Origin of the sequence: Bradyrhizobium cenepequi (assembly GCF_020329485.1) — a bacterium.
Lineage (GTDB): Bacteria > Pseudomonadota > Alphaproteobacteria > Rhizobiales > Xanthobacteraceae > Bradyrhizobium > Bradyrhizobium cenepequi.
In genome coordinates this window covers 67,135-90,998 of the sequence record NZ_JAGKJI010000026.1, presented here as the reverse complement: position 1 = coordinate 90,998, position 23,864 = coordinate 67,135, and the positions used below count along the sequence as shown (strand labels likewise).

Here is a 23,864-nt window from a genome sequence, read left to right as displayed (position 1 = left end):
CCACCGTCGCCTCTCGCGCAAACTTGTTCGCGCAAAAAACTTAGCGCCAGCGTCGGGGCGCCAGAACCACACGACTTCGCCGTCCACGGATAGTCACGCTCGTCAGTCGCAACACCCGCGTCCACCGCATCTCACCGCAACGTTCGTGACGATCGCGAGCCGCCCCTCATTCGGGTGAGACGCGCGGAGTTAAATCACTGATTTGCCCGACGGGTTAAGCGATTTATTTTTCGCGCGAGGGCTGGACGACCCAAATCACGTTGGAATCGCGGACGAATTTTTCTCCGCCGTCATTCCGCGGCGATGCGAAGCATCGAGCCCGGAATCCATTTCTCCCCCAGCGCATGCGGCCCGATGGATTCTCTGATGTGCAATTGCACATCATAGCTCGCGCCAAGAGGCGCGCCCCGGAATGACGGAGAGTGAGGTGCCCGTGTCCCATCCGTCGAGACGCCGCTGCCGCGGCTCCTCGGGATGAAGGGTGTTATTGGACAGCACATACACGAGCACTTACATCAACGGGTCTGTGACTGCGCTTGGAGTTCTCGCGATGACCATCGACGACAGGCCTACGATCGCCGCGCCCGATGACGATCCCTATCTTTGGCTGGAGGAGATCGAAGGCGCGCGGGCGCTGGAATTCGTCGAGCGGCAGAACGCGCTGACGCTGGAGAAATTCGCCGGCGCGTCATTTGCCGCCGATCGCGACACGCTTGCCGCGATCTTCGACCGGCCGGACAACATTCCCTATGTCGGCCGGCGCGGCGGGCTACTCTACAATCTCTGGAAGGACGCGCAGAATCCACGCGGCCTGTGGCGGCGCACGACGCTCGATGAATTCCGCAAGCCCGATCCCAATTGGGAAATTCTCCTCGATGTCGACCGGCTCGCCGCCGACGAAGGCCAGGACTGGCTCCTGAACTGGACGCATATGCAACCGGGAAACGATCGGCGCGCGATCCTCAGCCTGTCGCGCGGCGGCAGCGACGCGGTGACGCTGCGCGAATTCGACACGGATGCGAAACGCTTCGTCGCCGATGGCTTCGTGCTGCCGGAAGCCAAGGGCGGCGTCGATTGGGTCGACGATGATGCGCTGCTGCTGTCGAGCGCCTTTGGCGAGGGGATGGCGACCACTTCGGGCTATTCACGAACCGTCAGGCTATGGCGACGTGGCGAGGCTGTGGAACGCGCGCCGGTGGTGTTCGAAGTGCCAGTCGACCGCATGAGCGCGTCCAGCCAGGTTGATGATTCCGGACCGGTCCCACGAATGTGGTTCATCGACCGGCTCGACTTCTTCAACCTGAATGCCTGGGTCGGCGACGAGACGGGTGCGAAGACGAAGCTCGATCTGCCGACCAGCATCTGGCTGCTCGCCCATCAGGACTGGTTCGTCGTCAAGCTGCGCGAGGCGTGGACGGCCGGAGGCAAGACCTATGCGCCCGATACGGTGCTCGGCCTGTCGCTGTCGGCCTTCCTCGCCGGCAACCGTGATTTCACCGTCGTCTTCCAGCCGGAGCCGCGGCGAGCGCTGCAAGGTTTCTTCTGGACCGCGGGCCGGCTGGTGCTGTCGATCCTCGATGAACTTCAGCCGGTGTCCGAGATCTGCACGCCATCGGCTTGCGGCTGGACGCGCGAACGGCTGCGCGGGCTGCCCGAGATAGGCGTCGTCGATGTCTGGCGCTTCGACAGCCACGTGTCCGAAAGCAAGGGCGACCTGCTCGCCAATGTGCAGGACCCACTGACGCCGTCCTCGCTCATGCTGATGGAATCCATCGGGGCACCCACGGTGCTAAAGCAGGCGCCGAGGACGTTTGACGCCGATGGACTGGTCGTGACCCAGCACGAAGCCATCTCCGTCGACGGCGAACGCATTCCCTATGTGCAGACGGGACCGGCAACCCAGACCGGCGATGCGCCGGTCCATCTGACCGCCTATGGCGGCTTCGGCGTGCCGGTGAAGCCCTACTATAACCCGGCGCTCGGCAAGCTGTGGCTGGAGCGCGGTGGCACCATCGTCAAGGCCAATATCCGCGGCGGCGGCGAGTTCGGCACGCGCTGGCACGACGCCGGCCGCTACGCGGGCAAGCGATTGGCGCATGACGACTTCGCCGCGGTCGCCGCCGATCTGGTGAAGCGCGGCGTCACGCGGCCCGACCGGATCGCGGCCGAAGGTGGATCGAACGGCGGCATCCTGATCACCAACATGCTGGTGCGCTACCCCGAACGATTCGGCGCGCTGTTCTGCACCATCCCGCTGATCGACATGCGCCGCTACACCAAGCTGCTCGCCGGCGCGAGCTGGATCGCCGAATATGGCGATCCCGACAAGCCCGACGAATGGGCATGGCTGCAAAGCTACTCCGCCTATCACATGGCGAGGCCAGGCCAGAAATATCCGCCGATCCTGATCGCGACCACGCGCCGCGACGATCGCGTGCATCCCGGCCACGCCCGCAAGATGACCGCCAAGCTGCAGGCGATGGGATATGAGACCTATCTCTACGAGCCCGCCGCCGGCGGCCACGGCTATGGCAAGGACAACAAGGAACGCGCCGCGTTCATGGCGCTGGGGCTTGGGTTCTTGAGGGAGAAGATCGGGTGGGTGGATGGTGCGTGATCGCCCCACTCATCGCCGTCATTCCGGGGCGATGCGACAGCATCGAGCCCGGAATCCATTTCTCCGCTTGCGCATGCGGATCAATGGATTCCGGGTTCACGCTTCGCGTGCCCCGGAATGACGAGGCGAGATCAGGCGCGCCCAAACACCAGGATCAGATTGTTTGCGGGCATCTCGAACGTCTCGCCCAATGACAAACCAACGCGCGCCGCCAGCTTCTCGAGATCGCCGACATCACGCACGCCCCAGTCGGGATCCTGGTTGCGCAAGGACGTGTCGAACACGGCGTTGCTGAGCGCGGTGTGCTTGCCGTCGCGCTTGAAGGGGCCGTAGAGGAACAGCCGGCCGTCGTCGCGAAGGCGGCGTGCGGCGCCTTCGAACAGGCCCTCGGCGACGCGCCAGGGGGCGATGTGGATCACATTGGCGCAGAACACAGCGAGCAGCTTTGGCAGCTCGCCGCCCTCAGGCGCAGCCCCAGGCCAGGCCGGATCGGAGAGATCGATCCTGAGCGGCGGCCGGATGTTCGGAAGGGCAGAATGCGCGCGCCAGGCCGCGATGCTCTTCAGATGGGCTTCGTTGAGGTCGCTCGGCCACCAGGTGATGTCGGGGGTCTGCTGCGCGAAATACACGCCATGCTGGCCGGTGCCGCTGCCGGCCTCCAGCACATCGCCGGATTTGCCTGCGAGAAATTTCTCCAGCACCGCCCAGATCGGCTGATGGTTGCGGTGAAAGGCAGCCGCGTCGAGCCGGCCGTCGGCCTCGACCCGTCCGCCGTCCTTGCCAAACTCGACTACAAATTCTGCCACGGTGTTCTCCTCTTCCCGTCAAAACGGCAACACCGCGACGATCCTGCTATTCCGTGCACATCGTCGCAATGCGCGATTTCGGCGCGTCTCTATCATACTGGTTACGTCCGTAGCTCGGACCAAGCGAAAACGTAATCTAGGAACAGTGGAGCAAGTGGTGCGCGCCCATCGCTCCACCTCGTCATTCCGCGATGCGCCGCCAGGCGCAGGCCCGGAATCCATTGCGCCGCATACGCAAGCGGAGAAATGGATTCCGGGTTCTCGCGGAGCCTGTCATCGGGCCGCGCTTTGCGCGGACCCGTTGGCGAGCCCCGGAATGACGAGTGGAGAGATAGATCGCTGTGACACTATCGCGCCACGCGCTGCAGTTCCCTCGTCAGCACGTCCAGCGCGTCGGCGAGCATCACGCCGCCGCAGACGGTAAGACGGTCGGGAAGCACGATGCGCCTCGCAGGCGGGTAGAAGTGCTCCAGCGCCGGATGCAGCAGGAAGGCGCGACCGTCATCTCCGGCGCGGTCGCCGGCCTCCGACACCAGGATGAAATCCGGCCTCAGTTGCACGATCGCTTCCAGCGAGGCGTAGCCGCCGGCGGCGACGCCGAGCTCGCCGGCCGGATTGGAGAGACCGGCCTCGGCCAGGAGCGAAGAGACCAGGCTGTCGCTGCCGGACACCCAGCCACGGCGCGCCAGCGGCAGCACGCGATAGTGTTTGCCGGTTGCGGCCTGCCGCGCGCGGGCGATCGCGGCATCGAGCCTCGCGATTGCCGCCTCCGCGCGGTCCGGGTGCTGCACGATCTTACCCATCTCGCGGATCTGGCCCCTCACCTCGTCCAGCGTGCGCGGCACGCTGAACTCGACGAGATGAAGTCCGTTTGCCTTCAGGAGTTCGCGCGTTGCGCGCTTGTCGAACAGGCTGGCGACGACGATGTCAGGTCTTGCCACCAGCACGTCCTCTGCGCCGCCCGACAGCATCGGGAAGCGGCGCGCCTTATCGGCGGCGAAAGATTGCCAGGCGTCGCGGGAGAATCGGCTCAACCCCAGGATCTGCTGGGGGTCGGCGAGCGAGAGCAGCAATTGATCGCTGCAGACGTTCATCGAGACGATGCGCGGCGGGCTCGCTGCAAGCGCGGCGTTGATGTACAAGGCGAACGCTGCGAGGAATGCAGCGAGCCGGCGCATCAAATCTCCGCCCACGGCACGATCACCGTCTCGCGCTGATATTCGGCGCGGAAGGCGCTGATGCGGAACACATCGGCCATGACCGCTTCCGACAGCGCCACCGCCGGCGCGCCCTGCGATGCGAGGTGGCCCTGCGACAGCACCAGCGCATGGTCGGCAAAGCGCGCGGCAAGGCCGAGATCGTGCGTCACCACGATCACCAGCACGCCCTGATCGGCAGCAGCGCGCAAACCCTTCATCACGTCGATCTGGTGGCGCGGATCAAGCGAGGCGGTCGGCTCGTCCGCCAGGATGATCGGCGCCTCCACCGCGAACACTCGCGCGAGCGCAACGCGGCTGCGCTCGCCGCCGGACAGCTCGGTGACGCGCCGCTCGGCGAATTCCATGACATCGGCGGCCTGCATTGCCCGCGCCACCGCCTCGGTGTCGCGTGGGGACAGCCGCGCCGGATCGGTCGCGCCATGCGGATAGCGGCCGAGCGCGACGATGTCGCGCGCCGGCAGCGGCCAGTGCACCATGTGCCCTTGCGGAAGGTAGCCGAAGCGTTTCGCCCGTTCGCGCAGCGGCAGCCCAGCCAGCGCCTCGCCACCCACCTTGATGACGCCAACGGAGGGGATGAGGCCGGCAAGCGCGCGCAGCAGCGTGGTCTTGCCGGCGCCGTTCGGGCCGACCAGGGCAACGAGGTGACCTGCGGCAAGTTGCAGCGAGACATCGCGGAGCACGCGGCGGCCGCCGAGCGCGACATTGAGGTGTTCGGCTGACAGCATCGTCATGCGACGCCTCCGCCGAGCGCACGGCGCTCGCGCATGATGAGATACAGAAAGAACGGCACACCGATGATCGAGGTCAGGACGCCGACCTTGATGTCCGAGGTCGACGGGATGATGCGCACCGCGATATCGGCGGCAAGCAACAGCGCCGAGCCCGCGAGCGCGCTCGGCACCAATAGCCGCGCCGGATCGTGGCCGATCACCGGCCGCATCAGATGCGGCGCGACCAGGCCGATGAAGCCGATGGTGCCGGTGACCGCCACCGCCCCGCCGACGCCGAGCGCGACACCCGCAATCACGAACAGCCGCAGGCGCGCGACATCGACGCCGAGGCTCTGCGCAGTCTCTTCGCCAAGCGTGAGCGCGCGGAAGGCGCTGGCCTGCGACAGCAGGATGGCGGCGCCGACAACGATGAACGGCAGCGCCATGGCGACATGCTGGAAGCTGCGGTCCTCCAGCGAGCCAAGCAGCCAGAACGCGATTTCGAGCACCAGGAACGGATTGCTGGCGAGGTTCATCACCAGCGCTGTCGCGGCGCCCGCCAGACTCGAGATCGCAAGCCCCGCCAGGATCAGGATCAACAGCCCCGCATTGCGGCCGGCGATCATAAGCAGCACGAACACCGAGCCGAACGCGGCGATGATGGCGGCGACCGGCAGCGCGTAGGAGCGCACATCGGCGACCCCCAGCGCGATCACGAGCACCGCGCCGAAGGCCGCCGATTGCGGCGCGCCGAACAGCGACGGCGAGGCCAAGGGATTGCGCAACAAACCCTGCAGCGCCGCGCCTGATAGCCCGAGGATGGCGCCGATCGCAAACGCCAGAATGGTGCGTGGCAGGCGGATCTCGCGCACGATCACCTGCGATACATCGCTGCCGCCACCGAACAACGCCTCGATGACCGTCAGCGGCGACAGCCGCACCGGGCCGGTGCCGAGCGAGATCAGCATCAGCAAGATAGCCAACGCGATCATTGCAACGGTCGCCCCTAACCGCCGCCGCGCGGCGAGACCGGCCGCTATCGTGAAATCCTGTGCGCTCATGGCGCCCTGCTTCTTGCAGCGATTTGGGTGGCAGACAAGCGACACCAGAACAAAAATGCGTATCGGAGACAGGACGCCGCAGTTTCGCCGGGATTGACTCAAGGGCCGTCAAAATCCTAGATGGCAGCGACGGTTCCTATCGGGATCAAAAGGGAATGCGGTACCGGGAAACTTCCCTCAAGCCGCGGCTGCCCCCGCAACTGTATGCGGTGAATCCTTCGTCTTATGCCACTGGGCGTCTCGGTCCTGGGAAGGCGACGAAGGGTAACGACCCGCGAGCCAGGAGACCTGCCGTCATACGTGGTCACACGCGACGATGTCGGTCGGGGAGTACAGACATTTGCTTCACCTGAAGCGCGAAGCGCGATGGTGAGCCTTGGTTCGCTGTGACGTGCCACTGACGTCATACCGAGGTCTCACTAATGTTTTCCACGATCACAGCCACCAAGCGCCGCCGGGCGCTCCTGCTCGCGTCGACCATGCTGGCGCCGACGTTCCTTGTGTCCGTAGCACGGGCGCAAGAGCCGCTTTCCGATCAATTGCCCCCGGTTGAGGTCAGGGCTCCGGTCGACCAGAGCCGCACGCGCGCCAAGCCCACGCCCGACGACACGACAGGCCCGCGCCGCCCGGCGCCGGGCCAGGTGCCGACCAATGCGCAGCCGGCCGGTGGCACGAGTTCGGGCGGTGCTGCTGGTACCGGAACGTCATCCGGTGGGGGTGGCGGCGGGCCGCAGTTCGCCGGCATTGTCGGGGCATCGTCGAGCGTGATCACCGCCGACGACATCGCGCATTCGCCGTCACACACCCTGGCGGAGATCATCGCGCAGGTGCCCGGCGTGCAGTTGCAATCGCTCTATGGCGGCGTGAACGGCGCCAAGACCTCGGTCGATCTGCGCGGCTTCGGCGCCTTCGCCACCGCCAACACGCTATTCCTGCTCAACGGGCGGCGGCTCAACGACGTCGACATGGCGCAGGTCGACCTCTCGACCATCCCGCTCGATTCGATCGAGCGCATCGAGATCACCCGCGGCAACAGCGGCGCCGTGCTCTACGGCGACAACGCGGTCGGCGGCGTGATCAACATCGTCACCAAGACCGGCGCCGGCGGCCCGCCGGTCTCGATCCGCGGCGAAGCCGGCTACGGCTCCTTCAACCAGCGCATGGCGGCGATCTCGAGCGCCGTGAATTCCGGGCCATGGTCGGCCTCGTTCTACGGCAACGGCATCAAGTCCGACGGCTACCGCGTGAACAATGCGCTCGACCAGCGCAACGGCGTCGGCAATCTCAACTATAACACGCCGGACCTGAAAGCCTTCCTGACCGTGACCGGCGACGATCAGAAGCTGGGTTTCCCTGGCGGCCGGCTGGTCGATCCGTCAGTCGGCGTCAATGAGCTCGTTACCAACCGCAGAGGCACCAGCACGCCGTTCGACTACGGCAACCAGCAAGGCGCGAGCGCGACGGCCGGCTTCACCAAGACGCTTCTAAACGGCGTCGACCTGATCGTCGATGGTGGCTATCGCCAGAAGGACACGCAAAGCGCGTTCTTCGGCACCTCGCCGCTGCCGAGCTTCGCGTCGACCTACAATGACGCCGCGCTGCAGACCTGGTCGATTACGCCGCGGCTGAGCGTCAACAATTCGATCTTCGGGATTCCCTCGTCGATCCTCACCGGCATCGACTATTACGATGCGACGTTCCACCAGCAACGCGGCTCGTTCCGGAGCGCACCGCCGATCCATACCTACGACCTGTCGCAGCAGTCGCTCGCCGGCTATTGGCAGCACACGGTCGGCCTGCTGCCTACGACCGATTTCTCCTATGGCGCGCGGGTGCAGAACACCTGGCTGAGCGCGCGCGACCGCTACGATCCCAACGCGCCGTTCGCCTTCGACGCGCAGGCGAGGCCGCTCGACCAGAGCGAGACCAACTACGCGCTGCATGTCGGCGTCGAGCACCGCATCACCGACGTGTTCTCGGTGTTCGCCCGTGCCGCGCACGCGTTCCGCACGCCCGATGTCGATGAGCGCGTCTCGACCGGCCCCGCTTTCGATGCCGACTTCAGCCCGCTGCCGCAGAACTTCCGGTTGAAGACCCAGACTTCGCACGACGTCGAGGGCGGCTTCCGCGTTAAGACCAATCGCTTCCAGGTGCAGACGAGCATCTACAACATGGAGCTCGAGAACGAGATCCATTTCAATCCCGTGCTGTTCTACAACGTCAACCTCGATCCGACCCGGCGCTATGGCGCGGAGACGCAGGCCTCGCTGCGCGTCAGCGATACCGTGTCGCTGCGCGGCGGCATGGCTTACACGCGCGCTGTGTTCCGCGAGGGACAATTCGCCGGCAGCGATGTGCCGCTGGTGTCGCGCACGACCGGCAATCTCGGCGTGACCTGGAACATCTGGGACAACTATCTCGTGCTCGACGCCACACTGCGCGCCTGGAGCTCGCGCGCGATGGACAACGACCAGGCCAATACCCAGGCCCGCATCCCCGGCGATGCGACCATCGACCTCAAGCTGAGCGGCGCCTATGAGCATTTGTTCTGGTCGGTCAGCGTCAACAACCTGCTCGATGCGCTCTATTACGACTACGCCATCGCCTCTAACTTCACGCCCGGCCGCTTCAACGCCTATCCGCTGCCGGGCCGCACCTTCCTGGTGAAGGTCGGCGCGACGTTCTGAAGCGCTTCGCCGGTCCGCGTAGGCCGCGCGGACCGGCTTGTTCCGCCCGAATCAGTCACTATGTCGTGGTGGCGGGAGATCGATATGGGCGGGATCTGGAAGAAAAACCAACCTCCGAAGCAGGAGAGCGACAAGCCGAAGCCGCCGCCTGCGCCTCATGACGAAGACGACGAGCACGAAGACGGCGACATCGCAACGCCGAAGCGCGACCGCTACGGCCCGGATGATGAGCCGTTGTGAGGCGCAAGAATTGCTGGGTGGGCAAAGGAGCGCAGCGACGTGCCCACCATTAAGCACTCCGCTCGCAATGGTGGGCACGCTATGCTTTGCCCACCCTTGCTACGGTTGATGCAATCCGGCGAAATCCTCGCGTTCGATCTTGCGGATGCTATTCAGATCCAGCAGATGCGCGCCGAAACCGCCGCGGGCAACCGTCCTTGCCAGTTTCGGCGAGACCAGGGTCAGGCCGGCGGTCATCGCCAGCGGCACGGCGCTGAGCCAATCGAGCTGCACCGGCGTCAATTCCTCGGTGCTGGCGTTGTATGGCCCTGAGGTCTTCAGGAGGTCACTGCACTCCACCAGAATGTCGCGCCTGGTGCCGCCGCGGGAGGCGTGGCCGAGCAGCGCCTGCATCGCCAAATGCGTCCGAACGCCCGTGCGGCTTTCGGGCAAGGGCTGCGGCGTCTCGCCGAGCGAAACGCGCAGCAGCAGGTCGACCAGATCGGTGCCGGCGCGGAATGCGTTGAGCGGCTCGACCAGGCGCGGATTGCAGTCGATCAGCAGCGGAACGTCGCTGTCGATCGGGGCGACATAATCGATCGACAGCGCGCCGTGCCAGGCCAGCGCTGCTCCGATCGCTTCGAGATAGGCGCGCACCTTCGGACGGCTGACGCTCTCCTTGATCGCCTCGCCGCCGCCGACGCCGGGCGCGATCTGTCGATAGGCATGGAAGCCGACCAGCTTGCCAAAGCAAAACACCGATTGCGCCTTCTCGGTGGTGCCGGTGACGAGATCCTGCACCAGAAGCTCACCCGCAAAAGTATCGGCCGCGCCGAGCTCATACAGCGCGATGTTGAAATCGGCCTGGTCGCGCACGAACCAGATGCCGCGGCTTGCGGTGCCGACCGAGGTCTTGATCACGGTGGGGAAGCGGATGGCCTCGCGCAGCTCGCTTTCCGACGTCACGATCCGCGTCGGCGGCTGCGGCAGGCCCAATTGGTCGAGCAGGCGGCTGAAGCCGGCCTTGCTGTGCACCATGCGGTAACTGTCGAATCGCGGCAGCGCCAGGCCGACACGGCCTTTCAGCCGCGCCTCGGCGCGCGCGAACAGGAAACCCTGCTCATGGGTCGGCAGCAGCACGTCGAATGCTGCCGGCTTCAGGAGCCGCTCGACGAAGCCAAGGAATCCCTCGGGGTCATGGCGCAATCCCGGGCAGCGGTGAAATTTCCGCACAAAGCGCGAATAGCGCGACAAGCACCAGGGCGAGGGATCGCAGACTTCGACATGGTGCCCGGCAAGCCCAAGGATCGTGATCGCCTCGCGCGCCGAGGTGCTCGCCCCCTCGGGGATCAGGATGCGCAGCTTTCTTGCCGGATCGGTCATGCCAGATCATTGCTACAATGCAAGTGCTTGTCTTGCCGCTTTAATGCCGCATGTCGGCAAGGACGCGGTTGCCGGGGCAGCCATGCAGCGGCCTTCATGGACAAATAACGGACAATGGATATTTTCCCTCAGCTCATGATCGGACCGGATCATGAGCTGATCTCTTTGTTTGAGCATGATCTTTTCGGAAAACCGCTTCCCACTTTTCCGGATCATGCTTTAAGCCTTGCCGGGCGTCACAATTTTGATGGGCTTCTCATTGATATGGCTGATGTTCTCGCCGCACCGCAGCAATTGAAGACCGACAGCGCGCTGCGCACGCTGACAGGGATTTCGATCGCGCATTGGGTCAGCCATTTCCATCTCTTCGTGCTGCCGATGCTGTTCCCCTTCCTGAAGGAGCAGCTCGGCGTCGGTTATATCGAGCTCGGCTTCGCGCTGACTGCGTTCGCACTGGTCTCCGGGCTGACGCAGGCGCCGATCGGCTATCTCGCCGACCATATCGGCGCGCGAAAAATCCTCCTGATCGGGCTTTGCCTGGGCGGCTTTGCCCTGATCGGGCTCGGTACGCATTTGAGCTATCCGGCGCTGATCGTCAGCGCGATCGCGCTCGGGCTCGCCAACAGCGTCTATCACCCCGCCAATTATGCGATCCTGTCGGCGCATATGGATGAGGCGCGGATGGGCCGCGCGTTCGCGATCCACACCTTTGCCGGCTTTCTCGGCGGCGCGGTCGCGCCCGCGATCGTGGCGGCGTTGGTGGCGGGAATTGGCGGGCTTGGCGCGCTGATGGTCGCCGGCGCCGTCGGCCCGCTGGTGGCGCTGTTGCTGGTCGTCATGGGCATTCCCGATGCCGGTGCCGCGAAGGACAGGCCCGAGGGCACTGAGAAGGTGCAAGCGAGCGTGATAACGCCGGCGATCATGGTGCTGACCGTGTTCTTCACGCTGCTCAGCCTGTCCACCGCGGGGATCAACAATTTCGGCGTGGTGGCGCTGCTTAGCGGCTATGGCGTGTCGTTCTCGTCGGCCAATATCGCGCTGACTGCGTTCCTCGGCGCCAGCGCCGTCGGGGTGCTCGCCGGCGGCTATCTCGCTGACCGCACAGACCGCCACAGCCAGGTCGCGGCCGGCTGCTTCGCGGTCAACGCGGTGATCGTGATCGTGATCGCGCTGGTCAACCTGCCATCGGCAGTGCTGACCGTGGCGCTCGGCCTGGCCGGTTTTCTCGGCGGCGTGATCACGCCCTCGCGGGACATGCTGGTGCGCAATGCGGCGCCGCCGGGGGCGGCCGGCCGCGCCTTCGGCATCGTCTCCACCGGCTTCAACTTCGGCGGCATCGCCAGCCCGCTGCTGTTCGGCTGGATCATGGACCATAATCTGCCGCATTGGGTGTTCGGCGCGTCCGCCGCCTTCATGGTGCTGACGGTGCTGCTCGCCCTCGTCACCGACCGCAAGCCACAGGTATCCGAAGCAGCCGCTACAACCTGATGCATTGCTGAGCGTCATCCCTGCCGGTTGACTGCATCGGGAGACGATCCATGATGCTCGCCAACAACAACAAACCGGGAGGAAGCGCCATGACCTCAGCGCCTGACATCGTGATCCGCGGCGGCACCTTAGCGGACGGCAGCGGCGGCGACCTCTATGAAGCCGATGTGGCGATCGCGAACGGCAAGATCACCGAGGTCGGCAAGGTTTCAGCCAGGGCTAAGGAAGAGATCGACGCGCGCGGCAAGCTGGTCGCGCCCGGCTTCGTCGATGTTCACACCCATTACGACGGCCAGGTGACCTGGAGCCAGGACATCACGCCCTCCTCCCAGAATGGCGTCACCACCGCGATCATGGGCAATTGCGGCGTCGGCTTCGCACCCTGCCGGCCGAGCGATCACACAAGGCTGATCCAATTGATGGAAGGCGTCGAGGACATTCCCGAGCCGGTCTTGAGCGCCGGCATTCCCTGGGAATGGGAGAGCTTTCCCGACTACATGGGCTGGCTGTCGAAGCGCAGCTTTGACGTCGACATCGGCGCGCAACTGCCGCATGCGGCGCTGCGCGTCTATGTGATGGGCGAGCGCGGCGCGCGCCGCGATCCCTCCACGACGGAGGACAACGAGCAAATGGCACGGCTTGCTGGTGACGCAGTACGCGCCGGCGCACTCGGCTTCTCCACCTCGCGCACGCTCAACCACCGCACCTCGACCGGCGACTTCACGCCGACCTTGAAGGCGGGCGAGGACGAATTGACCGCGATCGCCGGCGCGATGCATGGCGTCGGCCGCAGCGTGCTGCAATTCGTGCTCGATGCCTCCACCGCCGACGAAGATTTGCCGATGATGCTGCGGGTGGCGCAGAACACCAAGTGCCCGATTTCGTTCTCGCTCGCGCAGAACGACAAGGCGCCGCGGCGCTGGCGCCAGACGCTCGACACCATCAGCGAGGCCACGCGTCGCGGCCTCTCGATCACCGCACAGATCGCCGCGCGCCCGGTCGGGCTGATGCTCGGGCTCGAGCTGTCGCGCAACCCGTTCCAGACCCATCCGAGCTACAAGGCGATCGCGCATCTGCCGTTCAAGGAGCGGGTGGCGCGCTTGCGCCAGCCTGAGGTGCGCGCCGCGATCCTCGCCGAGAATGCGAGCGACACCGACGATCCGCTGTTCTTCCGGCCGAACTACGACAAGATGTACCTGCTCGGAAATCCCCCCGACTATGAGCAGCCGCCGGAGAACACGCTGGGCGCGCAGGCACGCCGGCTCGGCAGGCGTCCCGAAGAGCTCGCCTATGACGCGATGCTCACCGACGAGGGCCGCGGCATGCTCTACGTGCCGTTCCTCAACTATTCCGAGGGCAATCTTGACGCCACGCGCGAGATGCTGCTGGACCCCAACTCAGTGCCCGGCCTCTCCGACGGCGGCGCACATTGCGGCATCATCTGCGACGCTTCTTTCCCGACCTATCTCCTGACCCACTGGACGCGCGACCGCACTCGCGGCGAGAAGCTCTCGATCCCCTTTGTGATCGCGGTGCAATCACGCAAGACCGCGCTCTCGGTCGGCCTCTCCGATCGCGGCCTGATCGCACCGGGCTACAAGGCCGACGTCAACGTGATCGACTACGACCGCCTGCATCTGCATCCGCCGAAGGTGCATTACGACCTCCCCGTCGGCGGCCGCCGCCTCTTGCAACAGGTCGACGGTTATGAAGCGACGATCGTCTCAGGCGTAGTGACGCAGCGCGGCGGCGTCGCCACGGGCGCCAAGCCCGGACGGCTCATTCGCGGCACGCAGGGGATGCATTAGGCACGAAATCGGGCCCACGCGCTCGGTTTTATTCCTAAAGTGACGCTGCTACTGCGCGCAGCGAGATGACGGATGGGCCAACAGGCGACATTCGCGAAATGGAAATGAAAGAGGCCGCCGATTGAGGCGACCTTATCGAAGGCCAATCCGGACCACAGCCATTTCGGCGATTTCTCGCGCCTCGCCAGTGCCTGTCGCGCGGACCTCGATAACCTTGCGAGCGACCATATCGCAAAACGGGTCGTTACGCTCAACCACGCCCAGCAAGCCTAGAGCATGGGCGAAGGCCTTGTTCAAAAGCTCGATTTCTTCCGGCGCGCGCTTGTCTTTCAATAGCCGATTGATTGGCATTGTCCCGCCCCCCAGCCGACGCAAACGAAACAGACCCCTTCTTATAGCACTGAATTTTAGATGATGGCCGGAGAACCACGGAAGGAGCACTGACCCTTCACGGATGTGTGCTGCGTTGCGTCACTTGGATCGGCGTCAAAATAGGGATGGCCGCCAAGAGTGACCGCTAGGCGCCCCTCATATGCTGGGGCCATATTTCTTGTGGCGTTCGCGATGGCAAATTCACGTTCCCAAGCGCATACTCAGGGCATGGCGACAATTGTTCAATGCAATTGCGGCGCCGAGTACAGACGCACTGAAGAGAAGTTCTTGGTGCCGCATACGGGTGACGCGATCTGCGCGGTCTGCGGAGCCGCGCTGGAATCGTGGTCGGAACGCACCCACGTTCCCATATATCAACTTATTGAACGTCCGGACAGAAAGCCGGAATCACCAGCGTGACGGACGAAATCTCCTTCTCATGTCCGCTCCGGGCCCAAGAAGAGACATGGCTACAGCACCGAGGTGCGCGCCATGTCCGAGACATTAACGAGGTTCGTTTCAACTCAGATGACAGCTCCGGCCAGCAACAAAGCACCGCCGAGCGCGATCAGCACAAGTCCAGGCCAATTTGACTTGATTTCGAGGCCGCTACCCGGTCTTTCTGGTTCCAGTGTGTCACGCCCGGAGCGAAGCGGCCTTCCGCCGCTTAATCGGCCTCGCCAGATTGGCTGAAAGACCATCTGGAGTACGCCGCCGAAAACAAAGAGCACACCAAGCCATATGAGGGTCATACTCGCCTCCTGCACCAGTGAATGCCGAGAGGTCGCTCCGCCGAGAACCGTCGTCCGTCTGATGTTGGTCGGCGCACTCGGGATTAGAAGAGCCCTGGAAGCCGAGGCAGCGCGCCGCACATAGGTTGCGGATCACGCTCTCAGAAGTTCAGGCTATGCCAATCCTAAAGCATCCTGCTTAGTCTTGGTCCGGCTCGCGCACAACCGGCGGTTCGTCGGTTCCGTTCTCTTCGTCATCTTGGTCGTCGTCCTCTTCGTCGTCATCAGGATCTAGGGGCGGCATCGTGTTGCCTATGATCGCGGAGACACACCAGTCGATCCTGGTCGGAACTATCTCGCGGATTTGTAGGGTCATGTTGTTGCTCCTCGGATGTGACGCTGAGGCATTTTACCTCTTTCGGAGTTGGGTTAGGCGCGGCGCGCGTAGCGGCAGCTCTTGTGAAGGTTTCGGACGCCGGCCGCTTGAAGGACAGCGCCGCGTGCTCGGCGGCCGGCGTCCGAAACCCTTCACAACAGATGACATTCGAAATGAAAGAGGCCGCCAACTGAGGCGGCCTTTTCTACTTCGGCGGCTGCAGTCCAGGCGACATTATCCAATCCATAGTGTGAGAAGCTGTTTCGGCTTGCCGAGCTTTGCGAACAAGTCGCTGCCTCTTGTAGCCGGGCGGGATGCCCTGGGCCTCCCTCCGCGGACGCTGGGCCTCGTCTGCGAGCACTTCTTCCAAAGTGGTGTTCCTGAAGCGACGACGCTTGATCATGCGCTCGTCCCATATTGTGCAGGCGGGAGCGCAGTTGGTCTCTCAGCCACCGGGCGCCTGCGGAGCTCCCTGTTTTGGCCGGTGATGCCAATATAACGGGCTGCCGTAGCGAAGGTTGCTAATCTCCTTCGAACTCCGTGGGTCATTTGCGGCGATTTGGTCGCGTCTGACCACGTCCGGCCTGTATGTAGCCCAGCAGCTTGCTGTCGAGATCGTCGAACTCAGGCGGCCGCCGTCGTCGCAGTCGAGATCCGGCTGCCGGCAACCTTCCGATACGTCGATCTCTCGAGGGACATGCGCTTGCGGAGGCAACCGCTCGCCCCGCATGCGAATGCAGTGTTAGCTTAATTGCACCGAAGCTACGTCGGCGACACTGCGCCCTTTAGTTCGCTCGTGGGCACGGCGGCGCCGCGCAGCCTCGCGCGCTCGGTGTTCGGCCAGAGCAGGAGCAGGCCGAGCAATCCGGAGGCGATCATGATCACGGCGTTGATGGTGAAGCCGGTCATGTAGCCGTCGAACACGTTCGCCGCGTGCTGGATCACGCTGCCCATGACCGCCGGCGCCACGATGCCGGCGAGCGTGTAGAGCGCGCCGTAGATCGCGATCACGGCGCCGCGCTGCGACACCGGCGTGAACTCGCCGAGCATCGGTGCGCAAACCACGTAGATCGACCCGCAGAGGCCCGAGCCGAAGACGAGCAGTGCGATCGTCAGTCCGCCCGGCGCCACATGGGGCAGCATGGCCATGATCGCGCCGCCGACGATCAGCGGCGCCGAGCCAAGCACACCACGCGCGCCGCGGGTGGTGAAGCCGCGCGTCAGCATCGATTGCGAAATCCAGCCCGTGAGCATCACGACCACGGCGCCGAACACCCAGGGCAGGATCGAAATGAACCCGGCCTCGTGCTGCGAAAAGCCGAGCCCCCTGACGATGAAGGGCGTGAACCAGGTGAGCCCGAGCGATAGCGCCCAGTATGCGCCGAAGGTGGCGGCGACACAGCCGACGAAGGTCCGCGAGGTCAGAAGCCGGGAATAGGGAATGCGCGGCTCGCTGGCCGCTGTCGCCGCACTCTCCACCAGCGGGCCTTCCTTGCCAAGGATCAGCCAGGCCACCACCCACATCAGCCCGACGATCCCGAGCGCGCCGAACGCATAGTGCCAGTCGTGATTGACGATGATCCAGTTCAGCGCTGGCACCGCCAGGATCACGCCGAACGCCGAGCCCTGCGACAGGATCGCGATCGGCAAGGTTCGCTTCTCGTCGGGGAACCATTTGAAGATGGCATGAGCCGCCACCGCTGCAGCGGGCCCCTCGCCCGCACCAAGGATGATGCGGCAGATCAGAAGCGTGGCGAAGCCGACGGTGCCGACCATCGGGAACTGCGCCAGCGCCCAGATCAGCGCCAGCACCAGCAGCACCCAGCGCGTCTCGACGCGGTTGACGATAAAGCCGACCACGATGGCCGATATCGAGAACAGGAGGAAGAAGGACGAGCCCAGCACGCCGAATTGCTCCGGATCGAGCTTCAATTCGGTCATGATCGGCACGCCGGCGAGGCCTACAACGATCTTATCCGCAAAGTTCACCAGCATGAACAGGAACAGGAGGAAGGTGATCTTCCAGGCGCCTTTCGGCGTCGGCTGTACGCTCATGCTTGGTTCTCCCCGTCGTGTTATCCCTGGTTCGGCTCTGCCGGCCGGCCCTGATGGATGCTACCCATGGGTTTCCTGACAAGGCAACCGTGGATTTTGACCTGTCGGCCCTGCCGTGGCATCGACAGCGGCATGGCAAGTGGAAATCGCCCCGTGCTCACCGTCACCGGCCTGAAGAAGAGCTACCGTTCGGCCGGTGAGGACATCGCGGTGCTCCGCGGCGTCAATCTCGCGGTCGCCGCGGGCGAAAGCGTGGCGCTGACGGGCGAATCCGGCAGCGGCAAGAGCACGCTGTTGCACCTGATTGCCGGGCTCGACGCCGCCGATGTCGGCGAGATCATCCTCGATGGCGTCAGCCTCTCCGAGCTTGGCGATGCCGGCCGCGCAGCACTGCGCCGCGACCGGCTGGGGCTCGTGTTCCAGCAATTCAATCTGATCCCGAGCCTGACGGTGGCCGACAACCTCACCTTCCAGTCGCGGATCGCCAGACGGCATGATCCGAAATGGCAGGAGGAGCTGGTGGAGCGGCTCGGGCTGGCGCGTCTCTTGAAGCGATATCCGGAGCAATTGTCCGGCGGCCAGCAGCAGCGCGTCGCGATCGGCCGCGCGCTGGCGCCAAAACCGCTGCTGCTGCTGGCCGACGAGCCGACCGGCAATCTCGACGAAGATACCGCCGACGAGGTGCTGGCGCTGGCGCGCGATCTGGTGGCGCGGACCGGCTGCGGCTTCCTATTGGTGACGCATAGCGCGCGGCTCGCGGCGACGCTCGACCGGCAGATCAACCTGCATGCGGGGGTGATCGCATGAGGCGCGCGCTATGGACATTGACGGTGCTGCTGAGCCACTGGCGTCGCCATCCGATGCAGCTTGCGACGTTGCTGATCGGCCTGATCGCGGCGACTGCGCTGTGGAGCGGCGTGCAGGCGCTGAACCAGCAGGCACGCACCGCCTATGATCGCGCGGCGGCGACCTTCGGCGGCACCCGCACCGCGATGCTGGTCAGCCGCGATAACACCAGTTTTCCGCAGCAGCTCTTCGTCGATCTGCGCCGCGCCGGGTGGCCGGTCTCGCCCGTCGTCGAGGGACGGGTGCAGATCGGCGGGCGATCGTATCGGCTGCTCGGCATCGAGCCGGTGACGCTGCCGGGCGAAGTCAGCACGGCGCCCGTAATCGGCCGGACCGATCTGCAGTCGTTCGTTGCGCCGCCCGGCGAGATGCTGGTGGCGCCGGAGACGCTGGCGGACCTCGGCATCAAGGAAGGCGAGCGGCCTTCATCGAACGATCGCGTGCTGCTGCCGCCACTCCGCGTGCAGCCGCAGCTCGTGCCCGGCGTGCTCGTGGTCGATATCGGGATCGCGCAGCAGATCCTGAAAACGCCGGACCAGATTTCGCGATTGCTGATCGGCAAATCCAGCGCCAGGCGTGCGCCGCTGGAAAGCATTGCAGGTGACAGGCTGCGCCTGGTCGAACCCAATGCCGAAACCGATCTCGAACGCCTCACCGACAGCTTCCATCTCAACCTGACCGCGTTCGGATTGTTGTCGTTCTTCGTCGGCCTGTTCATCGTCAACTCCGCGATCGGGCTTGCCTTCGAGCAGCGCCTGCCGATGCTGCGCACCTTGCGCGCCTGCGGTGTGTCGGCGCGGATGTTGAACAGCGTGCAGGTGGCCGAGCTGGTATCGCTCGCGCTGCTCGCTGGCCTGGTGGGGCTGGTCTGCGGCTATTTCATCGCGGCGTCGCTGCTGCCTGACGTCGCGGCCTCGTTGCGCGGGCTCTATGGCGCGCAGGTTCCGGGACAATTGTCTCTGAAGCCGGAGTGGTGGCTCGCCGGCATCGCGATCAGCATTCTGGGCGCGCTGGCGGCGGCCGCCACAAGCCTTGCCAAGGCGATCCGCTTGCCGGTGCTAATCTCGGCGCAGCCGCAGGCCTGGCAACAGGCGCAGCGGCGCTGGCTGATGTTTCAGAGCGCCGCCGCGCTCGCCGCCTTTGCCGTGGCCGGCGGGTTTCTCTGGTTCGGCGATTCCCTGCTCTCCGGCTTTGCCGTGCTCGCCGCCCTGATGCTCGGCGCGGCGCTGATCCTGCCGATGGTCCTTGAGATTGCGCTTGCGCTCGGCCAGCGCAGCGCCGGGCGGCAGGTCAGTGTCTGGTTCTGGGCCGACAGCCGTCAACAGCTCTCGGGATTGTCACTGGCGCTGATGGCACTGTTGCTGGCGCTCGCGGTCAATGTCGGCGTCAGCACCATGGTGGAAAGTTTCAGCCGCACCTTCCTCGTCTGGCTCGACGGACGCCTCGCCGCCGACGTCTATGTCAATGCGGCTGATGATGCGCAGGCGACCGAGATCAAGGCCTGGCTGCGTGGCCGGAGCGAGGTCCAGGCAATCATGCCCGGCGGCCGCGCCGATGCGCAGCTTTCGGGCATGCCGATCGAGGTGCTCGGCCTGCCCGATCAGGCAACCTTTCGCGACAACTGGCCGCTCCTGGACTCGAGGTCGGATGGATGGGACCGCCTGCGCGGCGGCGACGCCTGCTTTGCCAACGAGCAACTGTCGCGGCGGCTGAGACTTGCGATCGGCGACCGGATCGAGCTGCCCGCGCCCGGCGGCAACTGGCCGCTCGAGATCGTCGGCATCTATGCCGATTACGGCAACCCGAAGGGCCAGGTCGCGGTGAACTTCGCCGCACTGACGCAGCACTTTCCGGAAGTGCCGCAGACGCGGTTCGGCCTCCGCGTCGCGCCGCAAGCCGTGCCTGCGTTGATCGCCGAACTGCAGCAGAGGTTCGGCCTCAATGACCGCAGCGTCGCCGACCAAGTGACGATGAAAGCGGAATCGAAGCGCATCTTCAACCGCACCTTCTCGGTCACATCGGCGCTCAACGCCTTCACGCTCGGCGTCGCCGGCGTCGCGCTGCTCACGAGCCTCCTCACGCTGGCGAATTCCCGCCTGCCGCAGCTCGCGCCGCTATGGGCGATCGGGCTGACACGGCAGAGGCTCGCGCGGATCGAATTGTTGAAGACGATGGCGGTGGCGCTGATCACCTCGCTGCTCGCGCTGCCGCTGGGCCTTCTGGTAGCGTGGTGCCTGCTAGCGGTCGTGAACGTGAAAGCCTTCGGCTGGCGATTGCCGTTCCAGGTGTTTCCGTTGCAACTGGTGGAGTTGCTCGGCGTTGCCTTGGCGGCGGCGCTGTTGGCTGCGCTATTGCCTGTGATCAGACTGGCGCGGATGCAGCCGGCGAGCTTGATCCGGATCTTTGCCAATGAGCGTTAGGGCATGATGAGATTCGGTCGAATTACATCCACAATCGATGCTGTGCTCCCTCCCCCGCTTGCGGGGGAGGGCTGGGGTAAGGGTGTTTCCACGATTCACGCTGTTCGACCGTGGGGAGAGAGCCCTCACCCGGCGCTGGCGCGCCGACCTCTCCCGCAAGCGGGAGAGGTGAAGATCTCGCGCCGCGCGTTCGTCGGCGGCGCGCTCGCAGTTGGCCTCGGAAGTCGTGCGCATGCGCAAGGTTTCGCGGGGCTCGGCGAGACCGCCGATGGCTTTGCGCCGGTTGTCCCCGGCAAGAACTTCGTCTTCCCCCTCGATCACGGCCCGCATCCGGAATTCCGCATCGAATGGTGGTATGTGACGGCCAATCTCGTCGATGCGGCCGGCACAGCCCACGGCGCGCAATGGACGCTTTTCCGGCAGGCGACGCGCGCCGGCGCGCAGCTTGAAGGCTGGGCCAACCAGCAGGTCTGGATGGGACACGCCGCGGTCACGCGCGCCGACACGCATCGCTATGCCGAAACATTTGCGCGCGGCGGCGTCGGGCAGGCCGGCGTCGAGACCACTCGGTTTATTGCCTGGATCGATGCCTGGGAGATGCGCGCGCTCGACGGATTCAATGCGGAGAGAGTGGCGCCGCTGAAACTCAGCGCGACCGGCGCGGACTTCAGCTACGAGCTTCGCCTTGATGCCGAGCGGGCGCTGGTGCTGCAGGGCGAGCGCGGCTACAGCAAGAAGTCCGATCGCGGACAGGCGTCCTACTACTATAGCCAGCCGTTCTTCAAGGCGGCCGGCCGCATCGTCATCGACGACAGGCCTGTCGACGTCACCGGGCAGGCCTGGATGGACCGCGAATGGAGCAGCCAGCCGCTGGCCTCCGACCAAACCGGCTGGGACTGGTTCTCGCTGCACTTGCCAAACGACGAAAAGCTGATGCTCTACCGGCTGCGCCAGAAGGACGGCCACAGCAATCTGTTCGGCAACTGGATCACGCCGGACGGCCGATCCCGCGAGATCGCTTCAAGCGACAACAGCATCACGCCGACCGTCTTCACCGAGATCGGCGGCCGCAAGGTGCCGACGTCATGGCGTGTCGAACTCCCCGCGCGCGGGCTGGACATCGAGACCACGCCGCTCAATCCGAAGAGCTGGATGGGGACCAGCTTTTCCTATTGGGAGGGGCCGATCAGTTTTGGCGGCAGCCACAACGGCATCGGCTATCTCGAGCTGACGGGCTACTAAGCGAGATCACCGAGGGAAGTGCTCATGTATCACTATACAGCGATCGTTACCTGTCTCGCCATTGCGTTCTACTTCTTTACCTCGGCCACAGTTGCGCGAGCGCGTCGTACATTCGGCGTCAAGCTGCCGGCGATCTCAGGCCATCCTGATTTCGAGCGCATATTCCGCGTGCAGATGAACACCCTGGAATGGATGCCGATCTTCCTGCCCTCGCTGTGGCTGTTCGCAATCTATATCAGCGACGCGATTGCGGCCGTGCTCGGCGTTATCTGGATCATCGGCCGCATCGTCTATTTCATCGGCTATCGCCAAGCCGTCGAAAAACGCGGCCCCGGCTTCGGCATCCAGGCGCTGGTGTGCATCGTGCTGTGGTGCGGCGCGTTAGGTGCGGCGGGGTGGAAGGTTATTCACTGAATTCGTCGCGGCGAAGTAGTCGTAGGGTGGGCAAAGCGTAGCGTCCCCACCATCACGAGCGGAGTGCTCGAAGGTGGGCACGCTTCGCTTTTTCCACCCTACAAGCCTGAAGATCACTTCGTCAGCGGGCAGCCGCTTTCCTTGGCGGTGAAGAACGCCTTGTCGCCGGGAACCACGGCGAGCTGCTTGTAATAGTCCCAAGGCTTCTTCGATTCCGAGGGCTTCTTGACCTCGAACAGATAGAGGTCGTGCACCATGCGGCCGTTCGCCAGCACCTTGCCCTTGGCGAAGGCGTCGTCGACCGGCAGCTCCTTCAGCTTCTTTGCGACCGCATCGCTGTCCTTGGTGCCGGCGGCTTTCACCGCCTTCAGATAGGAAAGCGTCGCCGAATAGGTGCCGGCATGGATCATGCTCGGCATATGGTCGGTGCGCTTGATGAAGCGCTCGCTGAAGGCGCGCGAGGCATCGTCATGGTCCCAATAAAACCCTTCGGTGAGGACAAGCCCCTGCGCGGCCTCCAGTCCGAGCCCGTGCACCTCGGACAGCGTCATCAGGAGGCCAGCGAGCTTCTGGCCGCTCTTGACAATGCCGAATTCGGCCGCCTGCTTGATCGAGTTGGTGGTGTCGAGACCGGCATTGGCGAGGCCTACGATCTTCGCCTTCGAGCTCTGCGCCTGCAGCAGGAAGGACGAGAAATCCGACGAGTTCAGGGGCACGCGGACCGAACCCAGCACTTTGCCGCCCTTTTCCTTGACGATGTCGGTGGTGTCCTTCTCCAACGCGTAGCCGAAGGCGTAGTCGGCGGTGAGGAAGAACCAGCTATCGCCGCCCGCCTCCACCAATGCGCCGCCGGTGCCAACCGCCAGCGCGCGGGTGTCGTAGGCCCAGTGGAAGCCGTAAGGCGTGCAGGCATCGCCTGTGATCCGCGACGTCGCCGCGCCGACCACGATGTCGATCTTCTTCTTTTCCTTGGAAAGCTCCTGGATCGCCAGCGCCACCGAGGAGGTCGTGAGCTCGGTGATCATGTCGACGCCTTCGGCATCATACCAACGGCGCGCGATCGCTGCCGCGAGATCCGGCTTGTTCTGGTGATCGGCGGTGACGAGCTCGATCTTGTGTCCCAGCACCTCGCCGCCAAAATCCTCGATCGCCATCCGTGCCGCTTCGAGCGAGTACTTGCCGCCGTAATCGGCATAGACGCCGGACTGGTCGTTCAGGATGCCGATCTTGACGCCCTGCGCCGAGGCGGGGGTCGACAGCAACAGGCCGCCAAGGGCGACGGCGGCGAGCAATCCCGATTTCATCAATGATCTCCCTGCAGTTTCTGTTCGGAATATGAGCGAATGATATTTTATAACCCTGCCACTGCCCATCTATTTCGGCTCAGCCATTAGTGGGGCTTGCGTCCG

General features: G+C 64.6%; 19 protein-coding genes and 1 riboswitch. Of the genes, 9 read left to right on the top strand and 10 right to left on the bottom strand.

The features are described 5' to 3' along the window. The first annotated feature begins 550 nt into the window (after positions 1-550). Positions 551-2,617, top strand: a complete 2,067-nt coding sequence (locus J6497_RS25070; RefSeq protein ID WP_225706957.1) for a prolyl oligopeptidase family serine peptidase — start codon at positions 551-553, stop codon at positions 2,615-2,617. Positions 2,618-2,748: 131 nt separating this feature from the next. On the opposite strand, the gene J6497_RS25065 is transcribed toward J6497_RS25070, so the two are convergent. From J6497_RS25065 to J6497_RS25050, 4 genes are all read right to left on the bottom strand, one after another. Beyond that, on the bottom strand, positions 2,749-3,423 hold the full coding sequence (locus J6497_RS25065; protein WP_225706956.1) for a DUF938 domain-containing protein: 675 nt from the start codon (positions 3,421-3,423) through the stop codon (positions 2,749-2,751). Between the two features lie 347 nt (positions 3,424-3,770). After that, positions 3,771-4,601: an ABC transporter substrate-binding protein gene (locus J6497_RS25060; RefSeq protein WP_225706955.1), complete on the bottom strand. Its 831-nt coding sequence runs from the start codon at positions 4,599-4,601 to the stop codon at positions 3,771-3,773. After that, complete coding sequence (locus J6497_RS25055) at positions 4,601-5,374, bottom strand: ABC transporter ATP-binding protein (protein WP_225706954.1); 774 nt, start codon at positions 5,372-5,374, stop codon at positions 4,601-4,603. Before J6497_RS25055 ends, J6497_RS25060 begins: the two co-directional genes overlap by 1 nt. Next, positions 5,371-6,345 (bottom strand): FecCD family ABC transporter permease, encoded by a 975-nt coding sequence (locus J6497_RS25050; protein ID WP_376708270.1) that lies wholly within the window; start codon positions 6,343-6,345, stop codon positions 5,371-5,373. The genes J6497_RS25055 and J6497_RS25050 overlap by 4 nt, the downstream gene beginning before the upstream one ends. A gap of 182 nt (positions 6,346-6,527) precedes the next feature. Beyond that, positions 6,528-6,724: riboswitch (cobalamin riboswitch) on the top strand. Between the two features lie 112 nt (positions 6,725-6,836). On the opposite strand from J6497_RS25050, the gene J6497_RS25045 reads away from it, so the two are divergent. Both J6497_RS25045 and J6497_RS25040 read left to right on the top strand, forming a co-directional pair. Next, positions 6,837-9,101, top strand: coding sequence for a TonB-dependent receptor (locus J6497_RS25045; protein ID WP_225706952.1), 2,265 nt, complete (start codon positions 6,837-6,839; stop codon positions 9,099-9,101). An 84-nt stretch (positions 9,102-9,185) separates the two neighbouring features. Continuing rightward, the gene (locus J6497_RS25040) at positions 9,186-9,341 is read left to right on the top strand and encodes a hypothetical protein (protein WP_225706951.1); all 156 of its coding nucleotides are present in this window, start codon (positions 9,186-9,188) and stop codon (positions 9,339-9,341) included. A gap of 99 nt (positions 9,342-9,440) precedes the next feature. Here J6497_RS25040 and J6497_RS25035 read toward each other — a convergent pair whose 3' ends face one another. Continuing rightward, a complete protein-coding gene (locus tag J6497_RS25035) occupies positions 9,441-10,703 on the bottom strand; it encodes an ATP-grasp domain-containing protein (RefSeq protein WP_225706950.1) in 1,263 nt (420 codons plus the stop codon). A 264-nt stretch (positions 10,704-10,967) separates the two neighbouring features. On the opposite strand from J6497_RS25035, the gene J6497_RS25030 reads away from it, so the two are divergent. Together J6497_RS25030 and J6497_RS25025 are read left to right on the top strand one after the other, a co-directional pair. Then, entirely contained in the window at positions 10,968-12,191 is a 1,224-nt protein-coding gene (locus J6497_RS25030) for an MFS transporter (RefSeq protein ID WP_225706949.1), read from the top strand. An 89-nt stretch (positions 12,192-12,280) separates the two neighbouring features. Further along, entirely contained in the window at positions 12,281-13,999 is a 1,719-nt protein-coding gene (locus J6497_RS25025; RefSeq protein ID WP_225706948.1) for an N-acyl-D-amino-acid deacylase family protein, read from the top strand. A gap of 132 nt (positions 14,000-14,131) precedes the next feature. Here the strand turns inward: J6497_RS25025 and J6497_RS25020 are convergent, their stop codons facing one another. The 4 genes from J6497_RS25020 to J6497_RS25000 all read right to left on the bottom strand — a co-directional run bounded on the left by J6497_RS25020 (position 14,132) and on the right by J6497_RS25000 (position 17,533). After that, positions 14,132-14,350, bottom strand: a complete 219-nt coding sequence (locus J6497_RS25020; RefSeq protein WP_225706947.1) for a hypothetical protein — start codon at positions 14,348-14,350, stop codon at positions 14,132-14,134. A gap of 545 nt (positions 14,351-14,895) precedes the next feature. Further along, positions 14,896-15,123 (bottom strand): hypothetical protein, encoded by a 228-nt coding sequence (locus tag J6497_RS25015; protein ID WP_225706946.1) that lies wholly within the window; start codon positions 15,121-15,123, stop codon positions 14,896-14,898. A 178-nt stretch (positions 15,124-15,301) separates the two neighbouring features. Continuing rightward, entirely contained in the window at positions 15,302-15,478 is a 177-nt protein-coding gene (locus J6497_RS25010; RefSeq protein ID WP_225706945.1) for a hypothetical protein, read from the bottom strand. A 762-nt stretch (positions 15,479-16,240) separates the two neighbouring features. Next, complete coding sequence (locus J6497_RS25000) at positions 16,241-17,533, bottom strand: MFS transporter (protein ID WP_225706943.1); 1,293 nt, start codon at positions 17,531-17,533, stop codon at positions 16,241-16,243. 132 nt (positions 17,534-17,665) lie between these two features. Here J6497_RS25000 and J6497_RS24995 point away from each other — a divergent pair, with 132 nt between their 5' ends. The 4 genes from J6497_RS24995 to J6497_RS24980 all read left to right on the top strand — a co-directional run bounded on the left by J6497_RS24995 (position 17,666) and on the right by J6497_RS24980 (position 22,455). Further along, positions 17,666-18,340, top strand: a complete 675-nt coding sequence (locus J6497_RS24995) for an ABC transporter ATP-binding protein (RefSeq protein ID WP_225706942.1) — start codon at positions 17,666-17,668, stop codon at positions 18,338-18,340. After that, a complete protein-coding gene (locus J6497_RS24990) occupies positions 18,337-20,799 on the top strand; it encodes an ABC transporter permease (RefSeq protein WP_225706941.1) in 2,463 nt (820 codons plus the stop codon). Before J6497_RS24995 ends, J6497_RS24990 begins: the two co-directional genes overlap by 4 nt. A 168-nt stretch (positions 20,800-20,967) precedes the next feature. After that, positions 20,968-22,041 carry a lipocalin-like domain-containing protein gene (locus J6497_RS24985; protein WP_225706940.1) on the top strand — a complete coding sequence of 358 codons (1,074 nt, stop codon included), beginning with the start codon at positions 20,968-20,970 and terminating at the stop codon, positions 22,039-22,041. Between the two features lie 24 nt (positions 22,042-22,065). Beyond that, positions 22,066-22,455 carry an MAPEG family protein gene (locus J6497_RS24980; RefSeq protein ID WP_225706939.1) on the top strand — a complete coding sequence of 130 codons (390 nt, stop codon included), beginning with the start codon at positions 22,066-22,068 and terminating at the stop codon, positions 22,453-22,455. A gap of 113 nt (positions 22,456-22,568) precedes the next feature. Here J6497_RS24980 and J6497_RS24975 read toward each other — a convergent pair whose 3' ends face one another. After that, the gene (locus J6497_RS24975; RefSeq protein WP_225706938.1) at positions 22,569-23,759 is read right to left on the bottom strand and encodes an ABC transporter substrate-binding protein; all 1,191 of its coding nucleotides are present in this window, start codon (positions 23,757-23,759) and stop codon (positions 22,569-22,571) included. Positions 23,760-23,864: the final 105 nt, after the last annotated feature.